The sequence below is a fragment of the Streptomyces panaciradicis genome, from assembly GCF_023516615.1.
Lineage (GTDB): Bacteria > Actinomycetota > Actinomycetes > Streptomycetales > Streptomycetaceae > Streptomyces > Streptomyces panaciradicis.
The window spans coordinates 123,277-146,272 of the sequence record NZ_JAMGBF010000020.1; the positions used below are offsets into that span (position 1 = coordinate 123,277).

At 72.0% G+C, this 22,996-nt stretch carries 21 protein-coding genes and 1 tRNA gene; 5 read left to right on the top strand and 17 right to left on the bottom strand.

Going from position 1 to position 22,996, the window contains the following annotated elements:
• Nucleotides 1-112: 112 nt before the first annotated feature.
• The 11 genes from yajC to pgsA form a co-directional block, all read right to left on the bottom strand.
• Nucleotides 113-604, bottom strand: coding sequence for a preprotein translocase subunit YajC (gene yajC / locus M8J74_RS09305; RefSeq protein WP_283947964.1), 492 nt, complete (start codon nt 602-604; stop codon nt 113-115).
• A 187-nt stretch (nt 605-791) separates the two neighbouring features.
• The gene (gene ruvB, locus M8J74_RS09310) at nt 792-1,859 is read right to left on the bottom strand and encodes a Holliday junction branch migration DNA helicase RuvB (protein WP_058926482.1); all 1,068 of its coding nucleotides are present in this window, start codon (nt 1,857-1,859) and stop codon (nt 792-794) included.
• 26 nt (nt 1,860-1,885) lie between these two features.
• Nucleotides 1,886-2,491, bottom strand: a complete 606-nt coding sequence (gene ruvA / locus M8J74_RS09315; protein ID WP_249835928.1) for a Holliday junction branch migration protein RuvA — start codon at nt 2,489-2,491, stop codon at nt 1,886-1,888.
• Entirely contained in the window at nt 2,488-3,048 is a 561-nt protein-coding gene (ruvC, locus tag M8J74_RS09320) for a crossover junction endodeoxyribonuclease RuvC (RefSeq protein WP_058926480.1), read from the bottom strand. The genes ruvA and ruvC overlap by 4 nt, the downstream gene beginning before the upstream one ends.
• Before the next feature lie 125 nt (nt 3,049-3,173).
• Nucleotides 3,174-3,926 (bottom strand): YebC/PmpR family DNA-binding transcriptional regulator, encoded by a 753-nt coding sequence (locus tag M8J74_RS09325; protein ID WP_142150513.1) that lies wholly within the window; start codon nt 3,924-3,926, stop codon nt 3,174-3,176.
• A 51-nt stretch (nt 3,927-3,977) separates the two neighbouring features.
• Nucleotides 3,978-4,580: a pyridoxal 5'-phosphate synthase glutaminase subunit PdxT gene (gene pdxT / locus M8J74_RS09330; RefSeq protein ID WP_249835929.1), complete on the bottom strand. Its 603-nt coding sequence runs from the start codon at nt 4,578-4,580 to the stop codon at nt 3,978-3,980.
• A gap of 13 nt (nt 4,581-4,593) precedes the next feature.
• Nucleotides 4,594-5,505, bottom strand: a complete 912-nt coding sequence (pdxS, locus tag M8J74_RS09335; RefSeq protein WP_058926477.1) for a pyridoxal 5'-phosphate synthase lyase subunit PdxS — start codon at nt 5,503-5,505, stop codon at nt 4,594-4,596.
• Between the two features lie 163 nt (nt 5,506-5,668).
• Nucleotides 5,669-6,211, bottom strand: a complete 543-nt coding sequence (locus M8J74_RS09340; RefSeq protein ID WP_249835930.1) for a LemA family protein — start codon at nt 6,209-6,211, stop codon at nt 5,669-5,671.
• Between the two features lie 239 nt (nt 6,212-6,450).
• Nucleotides 6,451-7,620, bottom strand: a complete 1,170-nt coding sequence (locus M8J74_RS09345; RefSeq protein WP_249835931.1) for a glycosyltransferase family 4 protein — start codon at nt 7,618-7,620, stop codon at nt 6,451-6,453.
• On the bottom strand, nt 7,617-8,537 hold the full coding sequence (locus M8J74_RS09350) for a phosphatidylinositol mannoside acyltransferase (protein ID WP_249835932.1): 921 nt from the start codon (nt 8,535-8,537) through the stop codon (nt 7,617-7,619). The genes M8J74_RS09345 and M8J74_RS09350 overlap by 4 nt, the downstream gene beginning before the upstream one ends.
• Complete coding sequence (pgsA, locus tag M8J74_RS09355; RefSeq protein WP_249835957.1) at nt 8,534-9,277, bottom strand: phosphatidylinositol phosphate synthase; 744 nt, start codon at nt 9,275-9,277, stop codon at nt 8,534-8,536. Before pgsA ends, M8J74_RS09350 begins: the two co-directional genes overlap by 4 nt.
• Nucleotides 9,278-9,495: 218 nt before the next feature.
• Here pgsA and M8J74_RS09360 point away from each other — a divergent pair, with 218 nt between their 5' ends.
• Entirely contained in the window at nt 9,496-11,694 is a 2,199-nt protein-coding gene (locus M8J74_RS09360) for an elongation factor G-like protein EF-G2 (RefSeq protein WP_249835933.1), read from the top strand.
• 295 nt (nt 11,695-11,989) lie between these two features.
• Nucleotides 11,990-13,645, top strand: a complete 1,656-nt coding sequence (locus M8J74_RS09365) for an AbeC-like domain-containing protein (RefSeq protein ID WP_249835934.1) — start codon at nt 11,990-11,992, stop codon at nt 13,643-13,645.
• A gap of 95 nt (nt 13,646-13,740) precedes the next feature.
• Here the strand turns inward: M8J74_RS09365 and M8J74_RS09370 are convergent, their stop codons facing one another.
• Complete coding sequence (locus M8J74_RS09370; protein ID WP_249835935.1) at nt 13,741-14,316, bottom strand: HIT family protein; 576 nt, start codon at nt 14,314-14,316, stop codon at nt 13,741-13,743.
• 67 nt (nt 14,317-14,383) lie between these two features.
• On the opposite strand from M8J74_RS09370, the gene M8J74_RS09375 reads away from it, so the two are divergent.
• Nucleotides 14,384-15,040, top strand: a complete 657-nt coding sequence (locus M8J74_RS09375; RefSeq protein ID WP_058926469.1) for a potassium channel family protein — start codon at nt 14,384-14,386, stop codon at nt 15,038-15,040.
• A 30-nt stretch (nt 15,041-15,070) separates the two neighbouring features.
• On the opposite strand, the gene thrS is transcribed toward M8J74_RS09375, so the two are convergent.
• From thrS to M8J74_RS09390, 3 genes are all read right to left on the bottom strand, one after another.
• A complete protein-coding gene (gene thrS / locus M8J74_RS09380; RefSeq protein WP_249835936.1) occupies nt 15,071-17,050 on the bottom strand; it encodes a threonine--tRNA ligase in 1,980 nt (659 codons plus the stop codon).
• A gap of 110 nt (nt 17,051-17,160) precedes the next feature.
• Complete coding sequence (locus M8J74_RS09385; protein WP_249835937.1) at nt 17,161-18,396, bottom strand: hypothetical protein; 1,236 nt, start codon at nt 18,394-18,396, stop codon at nt 17,161-17,163.
• The gene (locus M8J74_RS09390) at nt 18,393-18,959 is read right to left on the bottom strand and encodes a DUF4365 domain-containing protein (protein WP_058926466.1); all 567 of its coding nucleotides are present in this window, start codon (nt 18,957-18,959) and stop codon (nt 18,393-18,395) included. Before M8J74_RS09390 ends, M8J74_RS09385 begins: the two co-directional genes overlap by 4 nt.
• 169 nt (nt 18,960-19,128) lie before the next feature.
• On the opposite strand from M8J74_RS09390, the gene M8J74_RS09395 reads away from it, so the two are divergent.
• Nucleotides 19,129-19,854, top strand: a complete 726-nt coding sequence (locus M8J74_RS09395; protein WP_058926465.1) for a 3'-5' exonuclease — start codon at nt 19,129-19,131, stop codon at nt 19,852-19,854.
• Nucleotides 19,855-19,892: 38 nt separating this feature from the next.
• On the opposite strand, the gene M8J74_RS09400 is transcribed toward M8J74_RS09395, so the two are convergent.
• Nucleotides 19,893-19,964: transfer RNA gene (locus M8J74_RS09400), tRNA-Val, on the bottom strand.
• A 39-nt stretch (nt 19,965-20,003) separates the two neighbouring features.
• On the bottom strand, nt 20,004-20,450 hold the full coding sequence (locus M8J74_RS09405) for an SRPBCC family protein (RefSeq protein ID WP_249835938.1): 447 nt from the start codon (nt 20,448-20,450) through the stop codon (nt 20,004-20,006).
• 102 nt (nt 20,451-20,552) lie between these two features.
• Here M8J74_RS09405 and M8J74_RS09410 point away from each other — a divergent pair, with 102 nt between their 5' ends.
• The gene (locus M8J74_RS09410; protein ID WP_249835939.1) at nt 20,553-22,955 is read left to right on the top strand and encodes an SCO7613 C-terminal domain-containing membrane protein; all 2,403 of its coding nucleotides are present in this window, start codon (nt 20,553-20,555) and stop codon (nt 22,953-22,955) included.
• Nucleotides 22,956-22,996 lie beyond the last annotated feature (41 nt).

A 22,996-nucleotide genomic window follows, 5' to 3' on the forward strand; every position in this document is an offset into this window, starting at 1 on the left:
CCGCTCCGTGCCGGGTCAGCGCGGTGTCGGCCATGACATGGTGTCGGGATCCCCGTGTGCGAGACGACACGTCCCGGGGCGCGCGAGGTCGGCCGCGCGCCCCGGGACGTGACTACTTCGCGTCGGAGTCGCCGTCGGTCTTCTTCGGCTCCTCGTCCGACTTCGTCTCCGTGGCGGCCGTCTCGTCGGCCGGCTCCTCGGTCGCGTCCTTCTTGCCGAGGTCGACGGACTTGTCGTCGGAGGCGGCGGCAGCTTCGTCGGCGGAGTCGTCGGTCTCGGTGAGGGAGGAGGCGTCGTCGGGGACGACGTCGGTGTCGGACTTCAGGTCGTGCTCGATGCCGTGCACGATGCGGTTGTACTCGTCATCGCTGAGCACGGAACCGATGGCGTTCTTCGCGAAGAGGAGGTCGACGCCCGGGCCGGCGTCCAGGAGGACCGTGTCCTCGTTGACCTCCTTGACCGTCGCGTACATGCCCCCGATCGTGCGGACGCCGCTGCCGGGCTGCATCTCGTTCCGCATCGTCTGGGCCTGCTGCTGCTTGCGCTTGGCCGAACGGGTCATGAGGAACATGGCCCCGATGAGCACGATGAACGGGAGGAGCATGGTGATATTCACGGGACGGAATTTCCTTCGCACGACCGCGATGGAGAGCGGCCTCATGGATGGGGGTATGTATACCGCCGACAAAGGCGGCATCGGCGGAGTCTAAGCGAGTCCGCGCGCATGGAACAACGCTCAGCATGGCACCTGGGTTCCTGCCCCGGCCAATGCCTGCGCCGTCACAATGGCATCACGTCCCGAACAGGTCCTGTTGTCCGTTTCCCGCAGTAGCGGACCGGGGCGGAGTGAGGCCGAGATGCGCCCATGCGGCGGGCGTGGCGACCCGTCCGCGCGGGGTGCGGGCCAGCAGTCCCTCCCGTACGAGGAAGGGTTCGGCGACCTCTTCGACGGTCTCGCGCTCCTCCCCCACCGCGACGGCGAGGGTGGACAGGCCGACGGGTCCGCCGCCGAACAGCTTCAGCAGCGCCTCCAGCACCCCGCGGTCGAGGCGGTCCAGGCCCCGGGCGTCCACCTCGTACACCGCGAGGGCCGCGGCCGCGATGTCGCGCGTGATGAGTCCGTCGGCCTTGACCTGGGCGTAGTCCCGTACGCGGCGCAGCAGGCGGTTGGCGATGCGGGGCGTGCCGCGGGAGCGGCCGGCGATCTCGGCGGCGCCGTCGGCCTGGATCTCCACGTCGAGCAGGTTGGCGGAGCGGTGGATGACGCGCTCCAGCTCGGCGGGCTCGTAGAACTCCATGTGCGCGGTGAAGCCGAAGCGGTCGCGCAGCGGGGGCGGCAGCAGACCCGCGCGGGTGGTGGCGCCGACCAGGGTGAAGGGGGGCAGTTCGAGCGGGATCGCGGTGGCGCCGGGGCCCTTGCCGACGATGACGTCGACGCGGAAGTCCTCCATCGCCATGTAGAGCATCTCCTCGGCGGGCCGGGACATGCGGTGGATCTCGTCCAGGAAGAGGACCTCGCCCTCCTGCAGGGAGGACAGGATCGCGGCCAGGTCGCCGGCGTGCTGGATGGCGGGTCCGCTGGTGATGCGGATGGGGGCGCCCATCTCCGCCGCGATGATCATGGAGAGGGTGGTCTTGCCGAGGCCGGGGGCGCCGGAGAGGAGCACGTGGTCGGCGGTGGCGCCGCGCGCGCGGGCGGCGCGCAGCACCAGGTCGAGCTGCTCGCGGACCTTCTCCTGGCCGATGAACTCGCCCAGGTCCTTGGGGCGCAGGGCGGCCTCGACGGCCTGGTCCTCACGGTCGGCGGACGCACCGACGAGCCGCTCGGCGGAGGTGTCGGTGGTGTCGTCCCAGTTCATGTGGTGTGCCTCGGGTTCGAAGGGGGTCAGCGGGCGCGGTTGAGGGTCTGCAGGGCCGCCTTGAGCAGCTGGCCGACCTGCGGGGTGCCCTCGGCCGCCTCGGCCTGCGGTGCCACGGCGGTCACCGCCTCGTCGGCCTCGCGGGTGGCGTAGCCCAGGCCGATGAGCGCGGCGTGCAGCTGGTCGCGCCAGCCCTGGGTGACGGGGGCGCCGACCGCGGGGGCGCCGACCGGTTCGCCGAGCCGGTCCTTCAGCTCCAGCAGCAGTTTCTGGGCGCCCTTCTTGCCGATGCCGGGCACGGCGGTCAGGGCCCTCTCGTCATTGGTGGCGATCGCGCGGCGCAGGGCGTCGGGGCTGTGCACGGCCAGCATCGCCTGGGCCAGGCGGGGGCCGACTCCGCTCGCCGTCTGCAGCAGCTCGAAGACCTGGCGTTCGTCGTCGTCCACGAAGCCGTACAGGGTGAGCGAGTCCTCCCGTACGACCAGGGAGGTGGCGAGCTTGGCCTGCTGGCCCATGCGCAGCCCGGAGAGGGTGTTGGGCGTGCACTGGACGGCGATGCCGATCCCGCCCACCTCGACCACCGCGGAGTCGGGTGCGAGGGCGGCGACCGGGCCGCTGACGAACGCGATCATGCGATACGGCCTTTCGATGATGCCTGGGCCGCCTTGGCCGCCTGGGCTGCGTGCAGGGCCACGGCCTGCTGGAGACGGTTCTGGGCGGGGGCGCGCCAGATGTGGCAGATGGCGAGCGCGAGGGCGTCGGCGGCGTCGGCGGGCTTCGGGGGCGCGTCGAGCCGCAGGAGGCGGGTGACCATGGCGCCGACCTGGGCCTTGTCGGCGCGTCCGCTGCCGGTGACGGCCGCCTTGACCTCGCTGGGGGTGTGCAGGGCCACGGGGATGCCACGGCGGGCGGCGCAGAGCATGGCGACGGCGCTGGCCTGGGCGGTGCCCATCACGGTCCGGACGTTGTGCTGGCTGAACACCCGCTCCACGGCGACGAATTCGGGGCGGTGCTCGTCCAGCCAGGCCTCGATGCCCTGCTCGATCGCGACGAGACGGTGTCCCAGTTCGGCGTCCGCGGGCGTCCGTACGACACCCACGCCGACCATGGTCAGCGGCCGGCCCGCCACCCCCTCGACGACGCCGACCCCGCACCGGGTCAGCCCGGGGTCCACCCCGAGTACGCGCACGCGCCCCTCCCCTCTGTGCGGTGATCACTGACTGCCGTCAGGCTATCCGCTGCCACTGACAACAGCGGCGGGCCGGTGGGACGTGTCCCATCGGCCCGCCGGAAACCGCTCAGCCCGCGGCAGCGCTACGCGTCGACCTTCTCCATGACCTCGTCGCTGACGTCGAAGTTGGCGAAGACGTTCTGCACGTCGTCGCTGTCCTCGAGCGCGTCGATCAGCTTGAAGATCTTCTTGGCGCCCTCCTCGTCCAGCTCGACCTGCATGGTCGGGACGAAGTTGGCCTCGGCGGAGTCGTAGTCGATCCCGGCGTCCTGCAGGGCGGTGCGGACCGCGACCAGGTCGGTGGCCTCGCTGAGCACCTCGAAGGACTCGCCCAGGTCGTTGACCTCCTCGGCGCCCGCGTCCAGGACGGCGGCGAGGACGTCGTCCTCGGACAGCTCGCCCTTGGGGACGATGACGACGCCCTTGCGGTTGAACAGGTACGACACCGAGCCGGGGTCGGCCATGGAGCCGCCGTTGCGGGTCATGGCGACGCGGACGTCGGAGGCGGCGCGGTTGCGGTTGTCGGTGAGGCACTCGATGAGCACCGCGACGCCGTTCGGGCCGTAGCCCTCGTACATGATCGTCTCGTAGTCGGCGCCGCCGGCCTCGAGACCACCGCCGCGCTTGATCGCGGAGTCGATGTTCTTGTTCGGGACCGACGACTTCTTGGCCTTCTGGACGGCGTCGTAGAGCGTCGGGTTGCCGTCGAGGTCCACGCCGCCCATGCGCGCCGCGACCTCGATGTTCTTGATCAGCTTCGCGAAGAGCTTGCCGCGCTTGGCGTCGATCACGGCCTTCTTGTGCTTCGTCGTGGCCCATTTAGAGTGGCCGGACATCTGCCTGTCTCCTTCGCGTAACCCATCTCTGCAACGAACGCAGGAATCCTACTAGGACTCCGTCGCCCGGTTCGCGTGCACCATGTCGACGAACAGGGAGTGCACGCGGTGGTCGCCGGTCAGTTCCGGGTGGAACGACGTGGCGAGCGCGTTGCCCTGGCGGACCGCGACGATGTGGCCCTCGTGCTCGGCGAGCACCTCGGTCTCGGCACCGACGGACTCCACCCAGGGGGCGCGGATGAAGACGCCCTCTACAGGATCGCCCTCGACGCCTCTGACGTCGACCGCCGCCTCGAAGGACTCGTTCTGCCGGCCGAAGGCGTTGCGGCGCACGATCATGTCGATGCCGCCGAAGGTCTCCTGGCCCGAGCGCGGGTCGAGGATCTTGTCGGCGAGCATGATCATGCCGGCGCAGGTGCCGTAGACGGGCATGCCGGTCCGCACGCGCGCGCGGAGGGGCTCCATCACGCCGAAGAGGACGGCCAGCTTGGAGATGGTGGTGGACTCGCCGCCGGGGATGACGAGGCCGTCCACCTCGGCGAGTTCTTCGGGGCGCCTGACCGGCCTGGCCACGGCGTCGGCCGCGGCCAGGGCGATGAGGTGCTCCCGTACGTCGCCCTGGAGGGCCAGGACGCCTATGACGGGGGTGTTCATGTGATCCGGTGCCTTACCAGCCGCGGTTGGCGTAGCGCTCGGCCTCGGGCAGGGTGTCGCAGTTGATGCCGACCATGGCCTCGCCGAGGTTGCGGGACGCGTCCGCGATGATCTTCGGGTCGTCGTAGAAGGTGGTGGCCTTGACGATGGCGGCGGCGCGCTTGGCCGGGTCGCCGGACTTGAAGATGCCGGAGCCGACGAACACGCCCTCGGCGCCGAGCTGGCGCATCAGGGCCGCGTCGGCCGGGGTGGCGACGCCACCGGCGGAGAACAGCACCACGGGGAGCTTGCCGAGCTCGGCGACCTCCTTGACCAGCTCGTACGGGGCGCGCAGCTCCTTGGCGGCGGCGTACAGCTCGTGGTTGTCGTAGCCGCGCAGGCGGGCGATCTCGTTCTTGATCTGGCGCAGGTGGCGGACGGCCTCGACGACGTTGCCGGTGCCGGCCTCGCCCTTGGAGCGGATCATGGCCGCGCCCTCGGCGATGCGGCGCAGGGCCTCGCCCAGGTTGGTGGCGCCGCAGACGAAGGGGGTGGTGAAGGCCCACTTGTCGGAGTGGTTGACCTCGTCGGCCGGGGTGAGGACCTCGGACTCGTCGATGTAGTCGACGCCGAGGGACTGCAGGACCTGGGCCTCGACGAAGTGGCCGATGCGGGACTTGGCCATGACCGGGATGGAGACGGCCTCGATGATGCCCTCGATCATGTCCGGGTCGGACATGCGGGCCACGCCGCCGTCCTTGCGGATGTCGGCCGGGACCCGCTCCAGGGCCATGACGGCGACGGCGCCCGCGTCCTCGGCGATCTTCGCCTGCTCCGGCGTGACGACGTCCATGATCACGCCGCCCTTGAGCTGCTCGGCCATACCGCGCTTCACGCGCGCGGTGCCGGTCTCGGGGGCCTGGTTTTCGGAGAGCGTGCTGGACACGGATGACCTCACTGAAGGGAAAGAGGGTTTCTGCAATCCCCGAGGAAACGCGAGCACACCAGTCCACGGCAAGGGCCAATGGCAACCCGGTGGATCGTTTTGTCTCCGAGCCGCCCGATGCGGGGCCGCCCGAAGCGGGACCGCCCGCCGCCGGGTCGCCGGCTCACCCCGTCCGGTCCGCCAGGGCCGCCGGGGGTTCGTCGTCCATCTCGAAGGACGACGGGACGGGGGCGTGACCGGCCAGGCGGAACCAGCGGACCTTGCGGTGCTCGCGCAGCCGCCGGGCCGCGCCGACCGCGTCGTTGTGGAAGCGGCGGGCCATCGGCACCCGGCGCACGGCCTCCGTGAGCTCGTGGGTGGCCGCCTCACCGCCGGGCACCTCGCGCACCACCTCGACCTGCGCGTGCTCGGCGAAGACGGCCCGCAGCGCCTGGCTCAGCTCGCTCTCGGCGACCTCCCGCTGCTCCTCCTCGGCCTGCCGGGCTGCGTGCGCGGCCTCGTACAGGACGATCGAGGCGGCCGGGTCGAGAACGCCGGAGGTGGCCAGTTCCTGGGCCACCGACGCCCTGCGCAGCAACTGGGCGTCGAGGGCGGCGCGGGCGGCGTCGATCCGGGTGTGCAGCCGGTCCAGGCGGCCCGCGGTCCAGCTCAGGTACAGGCCGATCGCGACGAGGGCGACGAAAATCCAGATCAGGGTTGCGGTCACGGGCGCTCACGTTACCGGGCACGTCACGGCGCCCGGAGGGGGCATCGGTCCCGTGCGCCGGCCCGAACCGCCCACGACCGGCGCCTCACTCCCGCGCCGATCCGCACCGCGCCCGGAGGAGGCGCCAGACCCGGGCCGACCCGCACCGCGCCGGGCGGAGGCGCCAGACCCGAGCCGATCCGCACCGCGCCCGCGGCGGGCGTCGGTCCCGCGCCGGCCCGAACCGCACCCGAGGGGCATCAGTCCCGGGCCAGCCCGAACCGCGCCCGCAGCCCCGGTGCCCGCCCGTCCTCCGCCGCCGCGACCGCCGTCGTGCCGTCCGTCACCGTCTCGTAGACGGACAGGATGTCCGCCCCGACCGTCGACCAGTCGAACCGCCGTACGTGCGCGCTGCCCCGCTCGCGCAGCTCGGCGCGGCGCTCGGGGTCCCCGAGGAGCCGTACCGCCGCGTCCGCCAGCGCGTCGGAGTCCTCGTTGGGGAACAGCTCGCCGGCCGCTCCCTGGTCCAGGACCTGCGCGAAGGCGTCCAGGTCGGAGGCGAGGACCGGCGCGCCCGCCGACATCGCCTCGACCAGGATGATGCCGAAGCTCTCGCCGCCGGTGTTCGGGGCGACGTAGAGGTCGACACTGCGCAGGAAGCGGGCCTTGTCCTCGTCGCTGACCATGCCCAGGAACTCGACGCGGGAGCGCAGCTCGGCGGGCAGCGACTCGACCGCCTCCTCCTCGTCGCCCCGGCCCGCGACCAGCAGCCGGGTCTGCGGCCGGGCCGCGAGGATCCTCGGCAGGGCCCGCATCAGCACCGGCAGGCCCTTGCGCGGCTCGTCGATGCGGCCGATGAAGCCGATCGTGTCGCCCTGCCAGTCGGGGTTGGGCTCGGCCTTGGCGAAGAAGTCGACGTCCACGCCGTTCGGGATGACGACCGCGTCGCCGCCGAGGTGCTCGACCAGGGTGCGGCGGGCGTACTCGCTCACCGCGATCCGCGCGCTGATCTTCTCCAGGGCGGCCTGGAGGATCGCGTACGCGGCGATCATCGCCTTGGAGCGCGGGTTGGAGGTGTGGAAGGTGGCCACGATCGGGCCCGACGCCGCCCAGCAGGTCAGCAGGCCCAGCGACGGGGAGGTCGGCTCGTGGATGTGCACGACGTCGAAGTGGCCGTCGTGCAGCCAGCGGCGCACCCGGGCCGCCGAGAGGAAACCGAAGTTCAGGCGGGCCACCGAGCCGTTGTAGGGCACCGGGACCGCGCGGCCGGCCGAGACGACGTACGGCGGCAGCGGGGTGTCGTCGTCGGCGGGCGCCAGGACGGACACCTCGTGGCCGAGCCGGATGAAGTACTCCGCCAGGTCGCGGATGTGGAACTGGACGCCGCCCGGTACGTCCCAGGAGTACGGGCAGACGATGCCGATCCTCACGAGGCCCCCTTGGCGGGATCACGCGCGGGGTCGAGGTCCTTGAGCCACAACCGCTGCAGCATGTGCCAGTCCTCCGGATGGTCGGCGATGCCGGTGGCGAAGGCGTCGGCCAGCGCCTGTGTCATGAAGGACGTCTTCTCGGCCCGGCTGCCTGTCTCGGGGACCTCGACCGGTGGATGCACCCGTCCCTGCATGACGGGCGACTCGTCGTACCAGAGGGTGACCGGCAGCAGGAGCGCGCCGGTCTGCTGGGCCAGCAGGGCCGGACCGGCCGGCATCCGGGTGGCCTCGCCGAAGAAGCGGACCTCCACGCCCGAGGAGGACAGGTCGCGTTCGGCGACCAGGCAGACCAGGCCGCCGTCGCGCAGCCGGCGGGCCAGGGTGCCGAAGGCGGTGCCGCCGCTGTGCGGCAGGACCTCCATGCCGAGGCCCTCGCGGTAGGCGACGAAACGGTCGTAGAGGCTCTCGGGCTTGAGGCGTTCGGCGACCGTGGTGAACGGCGTCTCCAGCGCGGTGGTGACCCAGGCGCCGGCCAGGTCCCAGTTGGCCATGTGGGGCAGGGCGAGAATCACGCCGTTGCCGGCGGCGATCCCGTCGGTCAGGTAGTGCAGGTCCTTGGGCTCGAAGCCCGTCCTGACCCGCTCGGCGCTCCACGTGGGCAGCCGGAAGGACTCCATCCAGTAGCGCAGGTAGGAGCGCATGCCCGCGCGCGAGAGCTCGGCGAGGCGCTCGGGGCTCGCGCCCGGCACCACGCGCGCGTAGTTGGCCTCCAGGCGCTGCACGCCCTTGCCGCGCCGCTTCCAGGCGAGGTCGGCGATGCTCCGGCCGAGCCGCACGGCGGCCGGCTCGGGAAGCTTCTTGACCGTGCTCCAGCCCAGGCCGTACAGCCCGTCGGTCAGCTGATCCCGGAACGTCACTTCGCCGCCTCACTCCCCTGGGAGGCATTCTCGCTCTCCTGGGCGCCGGCCGCCGCCTCGGCCTCGGCCGATTCGCGGCGGACCGTCACGACGCGCTGGACGAGGGTGACGAGGCTGCCGACGGCGACGATCCACAGGGCGACGGGCAGCAGGTACTGGATCCCGGGCACGCCGAACTTGTGCATGCCCGCTAGTCCGGCCGCGACGAGCGAGATGACCAGGCGCTCGGCGCGCTCCACGAGGCCGTTGACGGCGACCGGCAGGCCGATCGACTCGCCCCGGGCCTTCGTGTACGACACCACCTGGCCGCTGGCCAGGCAGAAGATGGAGACGGCGCACAGGACGTTGTCGTTGCCGTGGCCCGCGTACCAGAGGGCGAATCCGCCGAAGATGGCGCCGTCGGCGACGCGGTCGAGCGTGGAGTCGAGGAACGCGCCCCAGCGGCTGCTGCGTCCGAGCTGGCGGGCCATGTTGCCGTCGACCAGGTCGGAGAAGACGAACAGCGTGATGACGACCGTGCCCCAGAAGAACTCGCCCATGGGGTAGAAGACCAGGGCTCCGGCGACCACGCCCGCGGTGCCCAGCAGCGTGACCGTGTCCGGGCTGACGCCCCGGCGGATGAGAAACGCGGCGAACGGCGTGAGGACACGCGTGAAGAATGCACGCGCGTACTTGTTCAGCATGGCCTTCCCGACGGTCGGTGTGACCGGCTCGGCCCCTGTGGCCACCGGCTGGCCCATCGTAGCCACGCGCGCGTGTGTGCGACCGCCGGGCACTCGCGGAGCAGGACCTGTGGCCGTCGCGCGGGGACCTACGGGCACGATCACGTCCTCCGTATGGACGCACCGTGACGGGAGTGGAAAGCTCGAAGAACCGCGGGCGTCATCGGAGCCGTCACCGCACGCGGCCCGGCACGCCCGCGCCCACAGTGACCTCACCGTGCACGGGAGGCAGGATCATGGGCGACAAGGCGAACGCACACCCCGGAGCCGCCGGCAGGGCAACAGCGGCCGACCACCCCGCGTCCGTACGGAATGTGGTGCTGGTCGGCCACTCCGGATCGGGCAAGACGACGTTGGTGGAGGCCCTCGCGCTGACGGCGGGGGCGGTGAACCGGGCGGGCCGCGTGGAGGACGGCGGCACCGTCTCCGACTACGACGAGATCGAGCACCGGCAGAACCGTTCGGTGCAGCTCTCCCTGGTGCCGGTCGAATGGGACGGCATCAAGATCAACCTTCTGGACACCCCCGGATACGCCGACTTCGTCGGTGAGCTCAGGGCCGGTCTGCGAGCGGCGGACGCGGCCCTTTTCGTCGTCTCCGCCTCCGACGGCGTGGACGGCTCGACGCGCATGGTGTGGGAGGAGTGCGCGGCCGTCGGCATGCCCCGGGCGATCGTGATCACGCACCTGGAGGCCGCCCGCTCGAACTTCGAGGAGATGACGCGCACCTGCGCGGAGGCCTTCGGCGGCGACGACCCGGACGCCGTGCTCCCGCTCTACACGCCGCTGCACGGCCCCCAGGGCCCGGACGGGCACGCGCCCGTGACGGGCCTGGTCGGGCTGCTGTCGCAGAAGCTGTTCGACTACTCCACCGGGGAGCGCAAGGAGTCCGAGCCGGGCGAGGACCAGCTGCCGGAGATCGAGGAGGCCCGCAACCGGCTGATCGAGGGGATCATCTCGGAGAGCGAGGACGAGACCCTCATGGACCGCTATCTGGGCGGCGAGGAGATCGACGTCAAGACGCTCGTCGAGGACCTGGAGCGGGCCGTGGCGCGCGGGGTGTTCTTCCCGGTGCTGGCCGCCGCCCCCGCGGCGGAGGGCGCCAGGCAGGGGCTCGGCACGGTCGAGCTGCTGGAACTGGTGACGGGCGGCTTCCCGACGCCGTTCGAGCACCCGACGCCCGGGGTCACGACCATCGACGGCAAGCCGCGCGAGATCGAGGCCTGCGACACGCAGGGGCCGCTGGTCGCCGAGGTCGTCAAGACCGCGTCCGACCCCTACGTCGGCCGGGTCTCCCTGGTCCGCGTCTTCTCCGGCACCCTGCGCCCCGACGAGACGGTGCACGTCTCCGGGCACGGGCTCGCCGACCGCGGGCACGAGGACCACGACGTCGACGAGCGCGTCGGCGCGCTGTCCACGCCGTTCGGCAAGCAGCAGCGGCCCGTGACCCACGCCATCGCGGGCGACCTGGTGTGCGTGGCCAAGCTGAGCCGCGCCGAGACCGGCGACACGCTCTCGGCCAAGGACGACCCGCTGCTGATGGAGCCCTGGCAGATGCCCGACCCGCTGCTGCCGCTCGCCATCGAGGCGCACAGCAAGGCCGACGAGGACAAGCTCTCGCAGGGCCTGTCCCGGCTGGTCGCCGAGGACCCGACGATGCGGCTCGAACAGAACCAGGACACCCACCAGGTGGTGCTGTGGTGCCTGGGCGAGGCGCACGCGGACGTGGCGCTGGAGAGGCTGCGCAGCCGCTACGGCGTCCAGGTGGACGTCGTACCGCACAAGGTCTCCCTGCGGGAGACGTTCGCCGGCAAGTCGGGCGGGCGCGGGCGTCATGTGAAGCAGTCCGGCGGGCACGGGCAGTACGCCATCTGCGAGATCGAGGTGGAACCGCTGCCCGGCGGCTCGGGCATCGAGTTCGTGGACAAGGTGATCGGCGGCGCGGTGCCGCGGCAGTTCATCCCGTCGGTCGAGAAGGGCGTGCGGGCCCAGGCGGCCAAGGGAGTCGCGGCCGGCTATCCGCTGATCGACGTCCGGGTGACGCTGCTCGACGGCAAGGCGCACTCCGTGGACTCCTCCGACGCCGCCTTCCAGACGGCGGGCGCGCTGGCGCTGCGGGAGGCCGCGGCCGAGGTGAAGATCCACCTGCTGGAGCCGGTCGCCGAGGTGAGCGTGCTGGTCGGCGACGACTACGTGGGCGCCGTGATGAGCGACCTGTCCGGGCGGCGGGGCCGGGTGCTGGGCACGGAGCAGACCAGCGGCGGCCGTACCGTCGTACGGGCCGAGGTGCCCGAGATCGAGATCGGGCGGTACGCCGTGGACCTGCGCTCCCTCTCGCACGGCACCGCGCGCTTCAACCGTTCCTACGCGCGGCACGAGCCGATGCCGCCGCAGATCGCGGAAAGGATTCGCGAAGAGGCCCGGCAGGCCTCGTAGTTGCCGCCGGGTGCCCCACAAGTGGCGTACGGGGGCACGCGGACGGCTCACGCGGAAGGCTCCCCTCCGCGTCGGCGGGCGGCTTCGGCCGTCCGCCGACGATTGTCGGTGGCTGCGGATACGCTGATGACAAGCTGATCAAGTTCTCGTGGGAGCGTTCGTCGGATCGACGCGTCGTCGAATCAACTCGTGGTCGAATCAACGCATCTGCGAGATGACCTGATCAACAGGTGTGCGGAGCACGGAAGTCGGGAAGAGCCGCAGAGGCGGTATGCGGCGGCGATCGGGGGCGGGAATGACCGTTGAGAGCGGTTATGGGGACATCTTCGGTCCGCAGGTGCCGCGCACGGGGGACGAGAGCCAGACGGCGACGTTCGCGCTGGCCTCGGCGGCCTACCGGGACAACCCGGTGGCGGACATCAAGAAGGCCGACAACGAGTGGCACCAGACCGACGTGAAGCCGGGGCGGGCGCGGCTGTTCCGGCCCAACCTCGGCGAGGCCTTCTCCCGGGCGATCGTCGACCGCATGCTGGGGCCGGGCCGCAAGCCGCTCATCCAGTCCTTCGGCTCCGAGCCGCAGGTCGCCGTGGAGCACGCCCTCGCGGCGAACAACATCCGCAAGGCCCGCGACCAGATGCTGTCCATCGTGATGGTGCTGTGCGGCGTGCTGTTCCTGCCGGGCCTGCTCGTCTGGCTGCTGGTCTTCCAGATCCGCATGGCGGTCGCCCGGAGTGCGGACCGGCGGGCCGGCGCGCTGGGCACGACGCTCCTGGTGGCCGTGGGCGCCCTCGCGGTGATCTTCCTGATCCGTATGCCGTTCACCGGTTTCTGGGCCTTGTACGCGCGCGCGTGCGTCGTCATGCCCGTCATCGGCTGGTTCTGGGCCAAGCAGATCTGCGAGCGCACGGCGAAGGATCTGCGCGGACGCTGGGACAGCCTGCTCGCCGGCAGCAGCATCGGCGCCAAGGTGCCCGAGGCGGTGCCCACCAGCCCCGGTGAGACGAAGGCGGACGCGCTGCGCCAGTCGCTGGCCCGGCTCGCCGCCGAGCAGCAGTCCAACTCCGTGTTCTACGCGGGGCCGAAGGGCATCCTCGGCATGGGCACGCGCTGGGGCAGCTGGCAGCTCGCCGAGGACCTGGTGGCGGCCGACCCGAGCCGGGAGATCCACCCGTTCCGCAGCTGGGACGTGATCAGGGCGATCCACGACGACCTGCGCATGCTGGAGCGCAACACCATCAACACCGGCGGCTTCCCCGCCCCGTCCGTACGGCACTGGATCGTCACGCCGATCGCGGAGGGCGCGAAGGCCGTCTCCCGGCCCGAGGGCACGGACGTGGAGGCCTTCCAGGTCAAGTCGCACGCCATACAGGACATCTGCAACAAGCAGCAGTTCGGCGCCGGCGACCGGCACTACCTGGGCGTGCAGTGGACCCTCTGGGACGGCCAGCTGGTCATCACGATGATGATCACGGTGACCGTGCTGCACCAGACGCTGCGCATCGAGGTCACCGGCCATGCGCTGGGCCCCGTCAACGGCCTGTTCACCAGCAAGCCCGAGGCGCCGTCCAAGGAGGTCCAGAAGTCGCTCAAGCCGTGGGAGACCCGCAAGGTGTCGCTCCCGCTGGTCAACACCGACGAGGTCGTCCGGCTGGCCGTGCGCGCCCCGCTCTCCTGGTACCCGCCGCTGCTGAACTGGCTCGGCGGCACGATAGCCCTGCCCGAGCCGTTCGGCCTGCGGCACGCGTGGGCGGATCAGCCCTGGCGGCACCGCTTCATGGCCGACGACGCGCTGCGCGCTGCCACGCCGGTGCTGCGGGTGGTGCACTCGGCGGCGATACGGGTGCTGCAGGAGAACGGCGTGGACACGGAGAAGTTCGGTACGAGGTCGGCGTTCCTGAGCACGCAGGTGCAGGATCCGACGCCGCGGAAGGCCGACGTGTACGACGCGTGAGCCTCCGGCGGTTCGGCCGGGTCTCGGTGCGGGTGGGGGTGCGCGTCTCTGGGGGCTGCGCCCCCAGACCCCCCTTTCGGCCTTCGGCCTCGTCCTCAAGCGCCGGACGGGCTGGATTCCGGCCAGGCGTCCGCCAGCATCTTCCTGGTGTCCGCCAGGAGCTGGGGCAGGACGCGGGTGTGGCCGACCACCGGCATGAAGTTCGTGTCGCCGCCCCAGCGGGGCACGATGTGCTGGTGGAGGTGGGCCGCGATGCCGGCGCCCGCCACCGAGCCCTGGTTCATGCCGATGTTGAAGCCGTGGGCGCCCGAGGCCGTGCGCAGAGCCGTCATCGCCTGCTTGGTGAGGGCGGCGAGCTCGGCCGTCTCGGCGTCCGTGAGGTCGGTGTAGTCGGCGACGTGACGGTAGGGGACGACCATGAGGTGGCCGCCGTTGTATGGGTAGAGGTTGAGGACGGCGTAGACCTGATCGCCGCGCCGGACCACCAGCCCGTCCTCGTCGGACTTCGCCGGGATGGAGCAGAAGGGACAGCCGTCGTCGGCCCCGGGGCCGGTCGGCTTGTTCTCGCCCTGGATGTAGGCCATCCGATGGGGCGTCCACAGACGCTGGAAGGCGTCCTGGGTGCCCACTCCCCACTGCTGCTCCGGCTCACTCGTCATGCAGTGCAGCATATGGCGTCGCCCGTTCGCGGCGTGTCGGCGGGGTTGTGGGAAAAGCCCGCCGCGCCAAGCTGGGCTCGTGGACGATGACACTCGCCAAGAACGCTGGGAGCAGCGCACCGAGCTGCCGCTCGCCGTCGCCTCGCTGGCCTTTCTCGCGGCCTATGCCGTCCGCGTCCTCGCGCCCGGCCTGACGGACCTGCTGCAGGCTGTGGCCCTCGCGGTGCTGCTGGCCTCCTGGGTCCTGTTCGCCGTCAACTACGCGGTGCTGTGGCACCTGAGCGGACAGGGGCTGAGCTTCGTACGCAAGCACCCCCTGGACGGGGTGGTGGTGGTCCTGCCGCTGCTGCGCCCCCTGCGGGTCGTCAAGGTCTACGAGGCCGTCCAGCGCCGGCACGGCAAGCCGCGGCTGGCGCTGCACGCGCGCGTGATCCTTTACTCGGGGCTCTCCACGGTGCTGCTCGGCTTCGCCGGCGCGCTCGCCGTCTACCAGCAGGAACGCGGGGCTCCGGGCACGACCATGAAGTCGTTCGGGGACGCGGTCTGGTGGGCCTGCGCCACCCTCAGCACCGTCGGCTACGGCGACGTCGTCCCGGTGACACCGATGGGCCGGGTGATCGCGGTCGGCATGATGGCCGTCGGCCTGGCCCTGCTGGGCGCGGTGACCGGCACGTTCGCCTCCTGGCTGCTCCAGGTCTTCGCGCGGGAGGACGACGAGAGGCCCCCGGGAAGCTGAGCTCCCGGGGGCCTTCGTGCCGGTCGGTCGTCAGACCTGCACCCGCTCCTCGACGACCTTCACGATCTTCGCGATGGCCTCGTCGAACGGGATGCCGTTCTCCTGCGAGCCGTCGCGGTAGCGGAAGGACACCGAGCCGCCCGCCATGTCCTCGTCGCCCGCGATGACCATGAAGGGCACCTTCTGCTTCTGGGCGTTGCGGATCTTCTTCTGCATCCGGTCGGAGGAGGAGTCCACCTCGACGCGCAGGCCCTTCTTCTTGGCCTCGGCGGCGAACTTCTGCAGGTACTCCACGTGCGCGTCGCCGATCGGGATGCCGACCACCTGCACCGGGGCCAGCCAGGCCGGGAAGGCGCCCGCGTAGTGCTCCAGGAGCACCGCGAAGAACCGCTCGATCGAACCGAACAGGGCGCGGTGGATCATGACCGGGCGCTGCTTGGAACCGTCGGGGCCGGTGTACTCCAGGTCGAAGCGCTCGGGGAGGTTGAAGTCCAGCTGGATCGTCGACATCTGCCAGGTGCGGCCGATGGCGTCCTTGGTCTGGACGGAGATCTTCGGGCCGTAGAAGGCGGCGCCGCCCGGGTCCGGGACCAGGGGCAGGCCCTGCTTCTCGGCGACCTGGCGCAGCGTCTCCGTGGCCTCCTCCCACACCTCGTCGGAGCCGACGAACTTCTCCGGGTCCTTGGTGGACAGCTCCAGGTAGAAGTCGGTCAGGCCGTAGTCGCGCAGCAGGCCGAGGACGAAGGTGAGCGTCTTGTCGAGCTCCTCCGACATCTGCTCACGGGTGCAGTAGATGTGCGCGTCGTCCTGGGTGAAGCCGCGCGCGCGGGTGAGGCCGTGCACGACGCCCGACTTCTCGTACCGGTACACGGTGCCGAACTCGAACAGGCGCAGCGGCAGTTCACGGTAGGAGCGGCCGCGCGCGTCGAAGATCAGGTTGTGCATCGGGCAGTTCATGGGCTTGAGGTAGTAGTCCACGCCCTCGTCGAGCTGCATGGGCGGGTACATGCCGTCGGCGTACCAGTCCAGGTGCCCGGACGTCTCGAAGAGCTTCCCCTTGGTCGCGTGCGGGGTGTAGACGAACTCGTAGCCCTCCTCCTCGTGCCGACGGCGCGAGTAGTCCTCCATGACCCGGCGGACGATGCCGCCCTTGGGGTGGAAGACGGCGAGGCCGGAGCCGATCTGCTCCGGGATGGAGAACAGGTCGAGCTCGCTGCCGAGCTTGCGGTGGTCGCGCTTCTCGGCCTCGGCGAGGAAGTCGAGGTAGCCCTTCAGCTCGTCCTTGGACGGCCAGGCGGTGCCGTAGATGCGCTGGAGCATGGGGTTCTTCTCGCTGCCGCGCCAGTAGGCGGCCGCGTTGCGCATCAGCTTGAACGCCGGGATGAGGCGGGTGGAGGGCAGGTGCGGACCGCGGCAGAGGTCCTTCCAGCACAGCTCGCCGGTCTTGGCGTCCAGGTTGTCGTAGATCGTCAGCTCGCCGGCGCCGACCTCGACGTCCGCGCCGTCGTCGCTGGAGGCGGCGGAGCCCTTGAGACCGATGAGTTCGAGCTTGTACGGCTCGTTCGCCAGCTCCTCGCGGGCCTGCTCGTCGGTGACCACGCGGCGGGAGAACTTCTGTCCCCGCTTCTGGATCTCCTGCATCTTCTTCTCGATGGCCTTGAGGTCATCGGGGTGGAAGGGCCTGTCCACGTCGAAGTCGTAGTAGAAGCCGTCCTTGACCGGCGGGCCGATGCCCAGCTTGGCCTCGGGGAAGAGCTCCTGCACGGCCTGCGCCATGACGTGCGCGGTGGAGTGGCGCAGGATGTTCAGGCCGTCCTCGGAGGAGAGCTCGACGCCCTCGACGGTCTCCCCGTCGCGGACCTCGTAGGCGAGGTCCTTCAGCTCCCCGCCCACGCGTGCGGCGATGATCGAGCGCTCGCCGGCGAAGAGCTCGGCGGCCGTAGTGCCCGTCGTCACCACGCGCTCTTCCCGCTCGGAATCGCGTTGGATGATCACACGGACGTCTGACACCGGTCTCTCCTGACTGAAGGTGGGTGCGGCGCCATACCAGGAGCGCGCGCATGAGGGGGATCGTACCGACCCCGACCCGCCGACCGCGAAACGGTCATCGGCGCAGCCGCTCAGCCGCACTCCTCGCCGCCGCACGCCTCCTCGAAGAAGTCGAGGTTCTCGTGCAGCGCCTTCATCAGCCGGTCCCGCTCCGCGTCGTCCACCTGCACCGGTACGACGCCCTCGGCGCCGGTCAGCCGCCGGAAGCCGCCCCGGCTCTCCAGCCGGCCGCGCACCCGCACCGGCAGTCCCACGAGGTGGGCGTGCCCGGCGATGCGGTAGTCCTCCTCGTCCAGGGTGATCCGGACGTGCGGTATGTCGGCGCCGGCGAGCACCCGCAGCCGTACGCTGCCCTCGCCACGCGGCCCGGACCTGCGCATCCGGATCACGGCTCCGGTGACGTGGACCGGCACGGACGGTTCGTCGCGCAGGAAGCGGGCGCCGGCCTCGCGCAGCACGGGCAGGTCGCCCGGCGAGAACTCCACGGGCTCGACGCCCGCCCCGCAGTCCTCGGGCACCCCGGCGGCGGGCGCCCACTCGACGGCGATCCGGGCGCCCTCGGTGCCGCGCACGAGGGCGATGAGCGCTTCGGTCAGCTCGCGGCTGACGCCCGCCTCGACCGCCCCGTCGAAGGCGTCCATGCCGCCGGTGGCCCGCCGGTAGTCGATGGCCTCCCGGGCCGCGTACAGGGCCTGGTGGAGGCGGACCGCGAGGGGCCGGCCGGTGCCGACGGGCACGAAGGCGGCCAGCCGTCCGCCGCCGGTCGCGGGGCCGACCAGGACGCTCTCCAGCAGGGCGGCGGCGGGGCGGCGGTGCCGGGCGCCGTAGTAGCCGGCCCGAGCGCGGGTGGCGAGCGCGGCGGCGAGCAGCATCTGGCGGGCGGCGGAGCGCAGCTGCTCCTCGACCGTCCAGGGCGCGGTGTCGGCTGGACCGGCGGGTACGTCGCGCCACCAGCGGATCTCGTCGCTGGGCACGGCGAGGCCGACCAGGACCTCCCGGGCGGAGGGGGTGCCGCTGCGGGTCAGGGCGAGAAGGGCCTCGCCGAGCAGGTCGTCACTGTCGGGGAAGGCGCGGCTCACGGGCACCAGGAGGCTGGTGCCGCTGCCGCCGGGGCCGGGCGGGGTCCAGCGGCCGTAGCGTCCGGCGGCGCCGCCGCGGCGCTGCCAGCCGTGCCGGTGCAGCAGGGCGGCGAGTACGGCGGGGTCGACCTCGCCCGGCTCGGGGGCGCGGTGCCAGGCGGCGGCCGCGATGTCGTCGGGGTGCGGCCGCACCGGTCGGACGGTCTCCTCCAGGGGGCGGTGCGTCATGGTCTGCCTCCCGTCCCGACCCGCGTCATGATCTCGCACAGCGCTCGGTCGTCGAAGATGCGTGAGGTCGGAATCCGGACGGTGGTGCGGGTGCGGCCGGTGACCGGGTGGCCGGCGAGGTTGACCCAGTAGCAGCAGTGGCGCAGGTCGAGGCGGTCGTGGCTGGCTCTCAGCCAGTCGTCCTGGGTCCGCGGGACGAGCATCACGACCAGGATCTTGTGCACGGAGACCGGGGTGCGCGCGAGCTTGCGCAGATGGTCGTTGTCGAGCGTGAAGGAGAAGAAGCGGCCCGGCGGGTTGGGCGGCACCTGGTAGGTGCACTTCAGCTGCACCTTGATGGTCACCTCGTCGTCGACGGTGTGCCCGGGTGAGCCGTGACTGACGTGCCAGTCGATGCCGTTGTCCGGGAACGGCTGCGACAGCGAGCAGCCGGCCGCCGCGGCGACGGCGTGCAGATAGCCCACCTGCAGCGTCTCCATGCACGCGGTGGTGGCGAGTGTGCCGCGAAGGGGGCCCGTGCGTTCGGGCAGCAGCCCGCCCCGCTCGGGCTGCGCTATCGCCATGACCAAACAGCCTTCCAAGCCAGGTGATTCCCCGTGGCGGGCCGCTGAACTGCAAAGACCCGTACTCCTGTTGTGTCCTTCCGGCGTAGTGCGCAAACAGCCCGGGTATCACCAAACGGGCAGAAGACGGGACGTCAGCTGCCAGGCGTGATGGAGGAGTTGGGTAGGCATGACGTGCTGGTACGAGGGGCCCCTCGCGGCCTTCGACACGGAGACCACGGGCGTCGACGTGGAGACCGACCGGATCGTGTCGGCCGCCGTCGTCGTCCAGGACGCGCCGGGCGGCCGGCCCCGGGTGACCCGTTGGCTGGTCAACCCGGGTGTGCCGGTGCCCGAGGCGGCGACGGCGGTGCACGGTCTGACGGACGAGCACCTGCAGCGCAACGGCCGCTGGCCGGCGCCGGTGATGTACGAGATAGCGGAGGTGCTGGCCGAACAGGCGGCGATGAACCGCCCGTTGGTCGTGATGAACGCGCCCTTCGACCTGACGCTGCTGGACCGCGAGCTGCGCCGGCATCGCGCCTCGTCGCTGGACCGCTGGCTGCAGGCGTCGGCGCTGCGGGTCCTGGACCCGAGGGTCCTGGACAAGCACCTGGACCGCTACCGCAAGGGCCGCCGCACCCTGACGGACCTGTGCGCGCACTACGAGGTGTCGCTGGAGGGCGCGCACGACGCGGCCGCGGACGCGCTGGCCGCGCTGGACGTCGTACGGGCGCTCGGGCGGCGTTTCGCAGCCCGGCTGGAGCGCCTCTCCCCCGCCGAGCTGCACTCGCTGCAGGCGACCTGGCACGCGGCGCAGGCCCGCGGGCTGCAGGCGTGGTTCGCGCGCAGCGGCACCGACGAGATCGTGGACACCTCCTGGCCGCTGCGCCCGGAGCTGCCGGCGGCGGCATGAAAAAAGCCGGTCCGCTGCTGCGGACCGGCCTCTCCCGGTGGGCGATACTGGGTTCGAACCAGTGACCTCTTCGGTGTGAACGAAGCGCTCTCCCACTGAGCTAATCGCCCGGGAACGCACTGAACCATACAGGTCTCCGCGGGTTTCCTTCAAACCGCTTCCAGGTACGCGGCCAGGCCGCGCCGCCCGGAGCGCATCATGATCCGGTGGTTGGCCCGGAACACCGGCCGCCCCGGGACCGCGAACCGCCTGAGCAGCGGCTTGTTCACGTCGACGACCTGCTCGTAGCGGGCGAGGGTGCCGGTGCCGTCCGCCGTGAGCGTCCAGCGCGCCCAGCCGTCGAGGTCGCCGGACATGGCGATCTCCAGGACGCCGGCCCCGGGGTCGCGGCGCGTCTCGCGCGCGGTGAACCGCAGGTCGTACGGGAGGACGGAGCGGATCCGGATGATGCCGGCGGTGTCGTCGAGCCGGGTGACCTCGCGGACTTGCGGCCACCACCGGGGGTAGTCCTCGGCGCGCTCCAGCGTCTCGTACACGACGGCGGGCGGCGCGGTCAGCCGCCACAGGCTGCGGAAGCGGTAGTGGGACCAGTCCATGGGACGAGTCTGCCCGCACCAGGTACTTTCGTGCGGGATCTGAGTAGGCACTGAGTACCCGCGCTCATGTCGTGCCGCGTGACCGGCACCACACTTCGTGGCATGACGCATGTTCCGCCACCGGCCGAGGAGTTGCGGCTCCTCGACGCCGAGCTGTGGCAGCTCGACAACCGCCGGGCCCAGTTGCTCGCCCGCCGCGCCTGGCTGGTCGCGACCCTGCAGGCGGTGCCGCGACCGCCGGGCGCCCCGGCGCCGCACACCCTGCCGCCCCGCCCCGAGACGGACGCGCCGCGCGTGCAGAACGTGCTGCTCCTTCTCGGCGGTGTGCTGCTGACCGTCGCCGCCATGGTGTTCACGCTGGTCAGCTGGGGGCATCTGGGTATCGCCGGGCGCGCCGCGGTGCTCGGTGTGCTCACGCTGGGCGTCCTCGCGGCGCCGGTGCCGCTGCTGCGACGCGGCCTGCGCTCGACGGCCGAGTCGATGGCCGGGCTCGGGCTGGCACTGACGGCGCTGGACGCGTACGCCCTGCACGAGACCGTGTTCGCGGGAACGGACGGCACGGCCTACGCGGCGGCCGCCACGACGGCTCTGGCGGTCCTGTGGGCGGCGTACGGCCTGCTGCCGCGCACGTCGGCCCTGCGGCTGCCGGTTCCGGCGGCCGTGGCCGCCGGCCAACTCCCGCTGCTGCTCTGGGCTCTGGCGGCCGAGACCGGACCGTACGGCTGCGCGGCCGCGCTGCTGGTGACGGCCGGACTCGACACGCTCACGGCCCTGCGCCCTGCCCCTTCGGCCCCCGCGTCCATACGCCTCACGGCCATGGTCGGCGCGTACGGTACGGGCGGCTGGGGCGTCCTGACGGCCGGCTTGCTCTCCTGGACCGCAGCCGGCCCGAGCGCCGCCGCCCGTGCGGCGGCGCTCCTCCTCCTCGCGGCGGGGATCGCGCTGGCGGCCTCGTGGCGCCTCGCGAAGTCGGCCCGGAGCGACAGCGGGACAGGTGCCGGGGCTGCCGGCGGCGCCTTCGGTCATGCGCTGGCCGGTGCGCTTCTTCTGGTGCTGGCCGGCGGCGGCCTGCTGCGGGTGCCGCTGCCCGGAGAGTGGACCGTGCCCGCGTACCTGGCCTGCGGTGTCGCGCTGCTGGCGGCGTTGCGGGGGCCGCTGCCGACGGCCGTCCGGCGCGGTTTCGTGTGGGCCTCCGGCGCCGTGCAGGCGGTCGCCACCGTGAGTGCGCTGCCCCTGGTCGTCGTCGCGCTCCTCGGCCCGCTGGGCTGGGCGCGGGAGCCCTGGTCCGGGGCTCCCTCCGACGCGCGGGCGGCGGTGACGGTCCACACGCCCTGGCCGGTCTTCCCGACCCAGTTGCTCCTCGCCCCCGCGGTGGTGGCCGTCGTACTCGCTCTGCTGGTGCGCGACACGACATGGCGGCCGAGGGCGCTGACCGGTGCCACGGTCCTCGCGTGGGTGACCGCCATGACCGCCCCGTCCGCCTTCGAACTGCCCTACCTGGTAGCTCTGTTGGTGCCGGGCCTTCTCATCGCCGCCGCCCTCGCTTCGGCAGCCTCCCGCCCGCAGCCCTGGGTCACGCTCGCCGTCGGCACCTCCGTCCCCCTCGCCTTCCTCGCCCTGCCCTCCCAGCCGGCCACCCTCGCCGTGCTGTCGGCTCTGACCGCGCTGTTCGCGGCGGCGTCCCCGCGCCCGTGGCTGACGCCGGTGACCGCGCCGACCGCCCTCGTCCACGCCACCGCGCTGGCCTGCGCGACGGGCGCGGCGGCGGACTGGGCCCCGCAGCACACGGCGCTGCTGGTCCTCGCGGTGCCGGCGGCCGCGGCCCTGCTCGCCGCGCGCCTCGGCGATCACCGCGCCACCGTGCCGGTCGAGGCGTCCGGTGTCGCCGCCGCCGTGCTCGCCATCGGTCTCGCGGTGGCGGACCGGCCGATGCTCGCGCTGGTGCTGGCCCTGTGCGGGGTGCTCGCCGCCGGGACGGCCGTACGTCCGGACCGCCGCCCCGTCGGCTACGCGGCCGCCGTCCTCTTCGTCCTGGCCGCCTGGGTGCGGCTGGCGGCCTGGGACGTCGGCACGGTGGAGGCGTACACCCTGCCGGTGACCGTCCCGGCGCTGGTCGTGGGCGTGCTGCGCAGGCGCCGCGATCCCCGGGCCTCGTCCTGGACGGCGTACGGCCCCGGCCTGGCCGCCACGCTCCTGCCGAGCCTCGCCGCGGCCTGGGCCGACCCGCACTGGGTGCGTCCCCTCCTGCTGGCCGCCGCGGCCCTGGTGACCACCCTGCTGGGTGCCCGGCATCGGCTCCAGGCTCCGCTGGTCCTCGGCGGCTCGGTCCTGGTCCTGGACGCCCTGCACGAACTGACGCCGTATCTGGTCCAGTTGACCGGCGCCCTCCCCCGCTGGGCCCCCTTCGCCCTGGCCGGCCTCCTCCTGCTCACGGTGGGCGCCACCTACGAACGCCGCCTGGCCCAAGCCCGCCAACTCCGCGATTTCCTGGGAGGCATGCACTGAGGCGCGCCCCGAAGGGGCGCGGGGAACTGCGCGACCAGCCA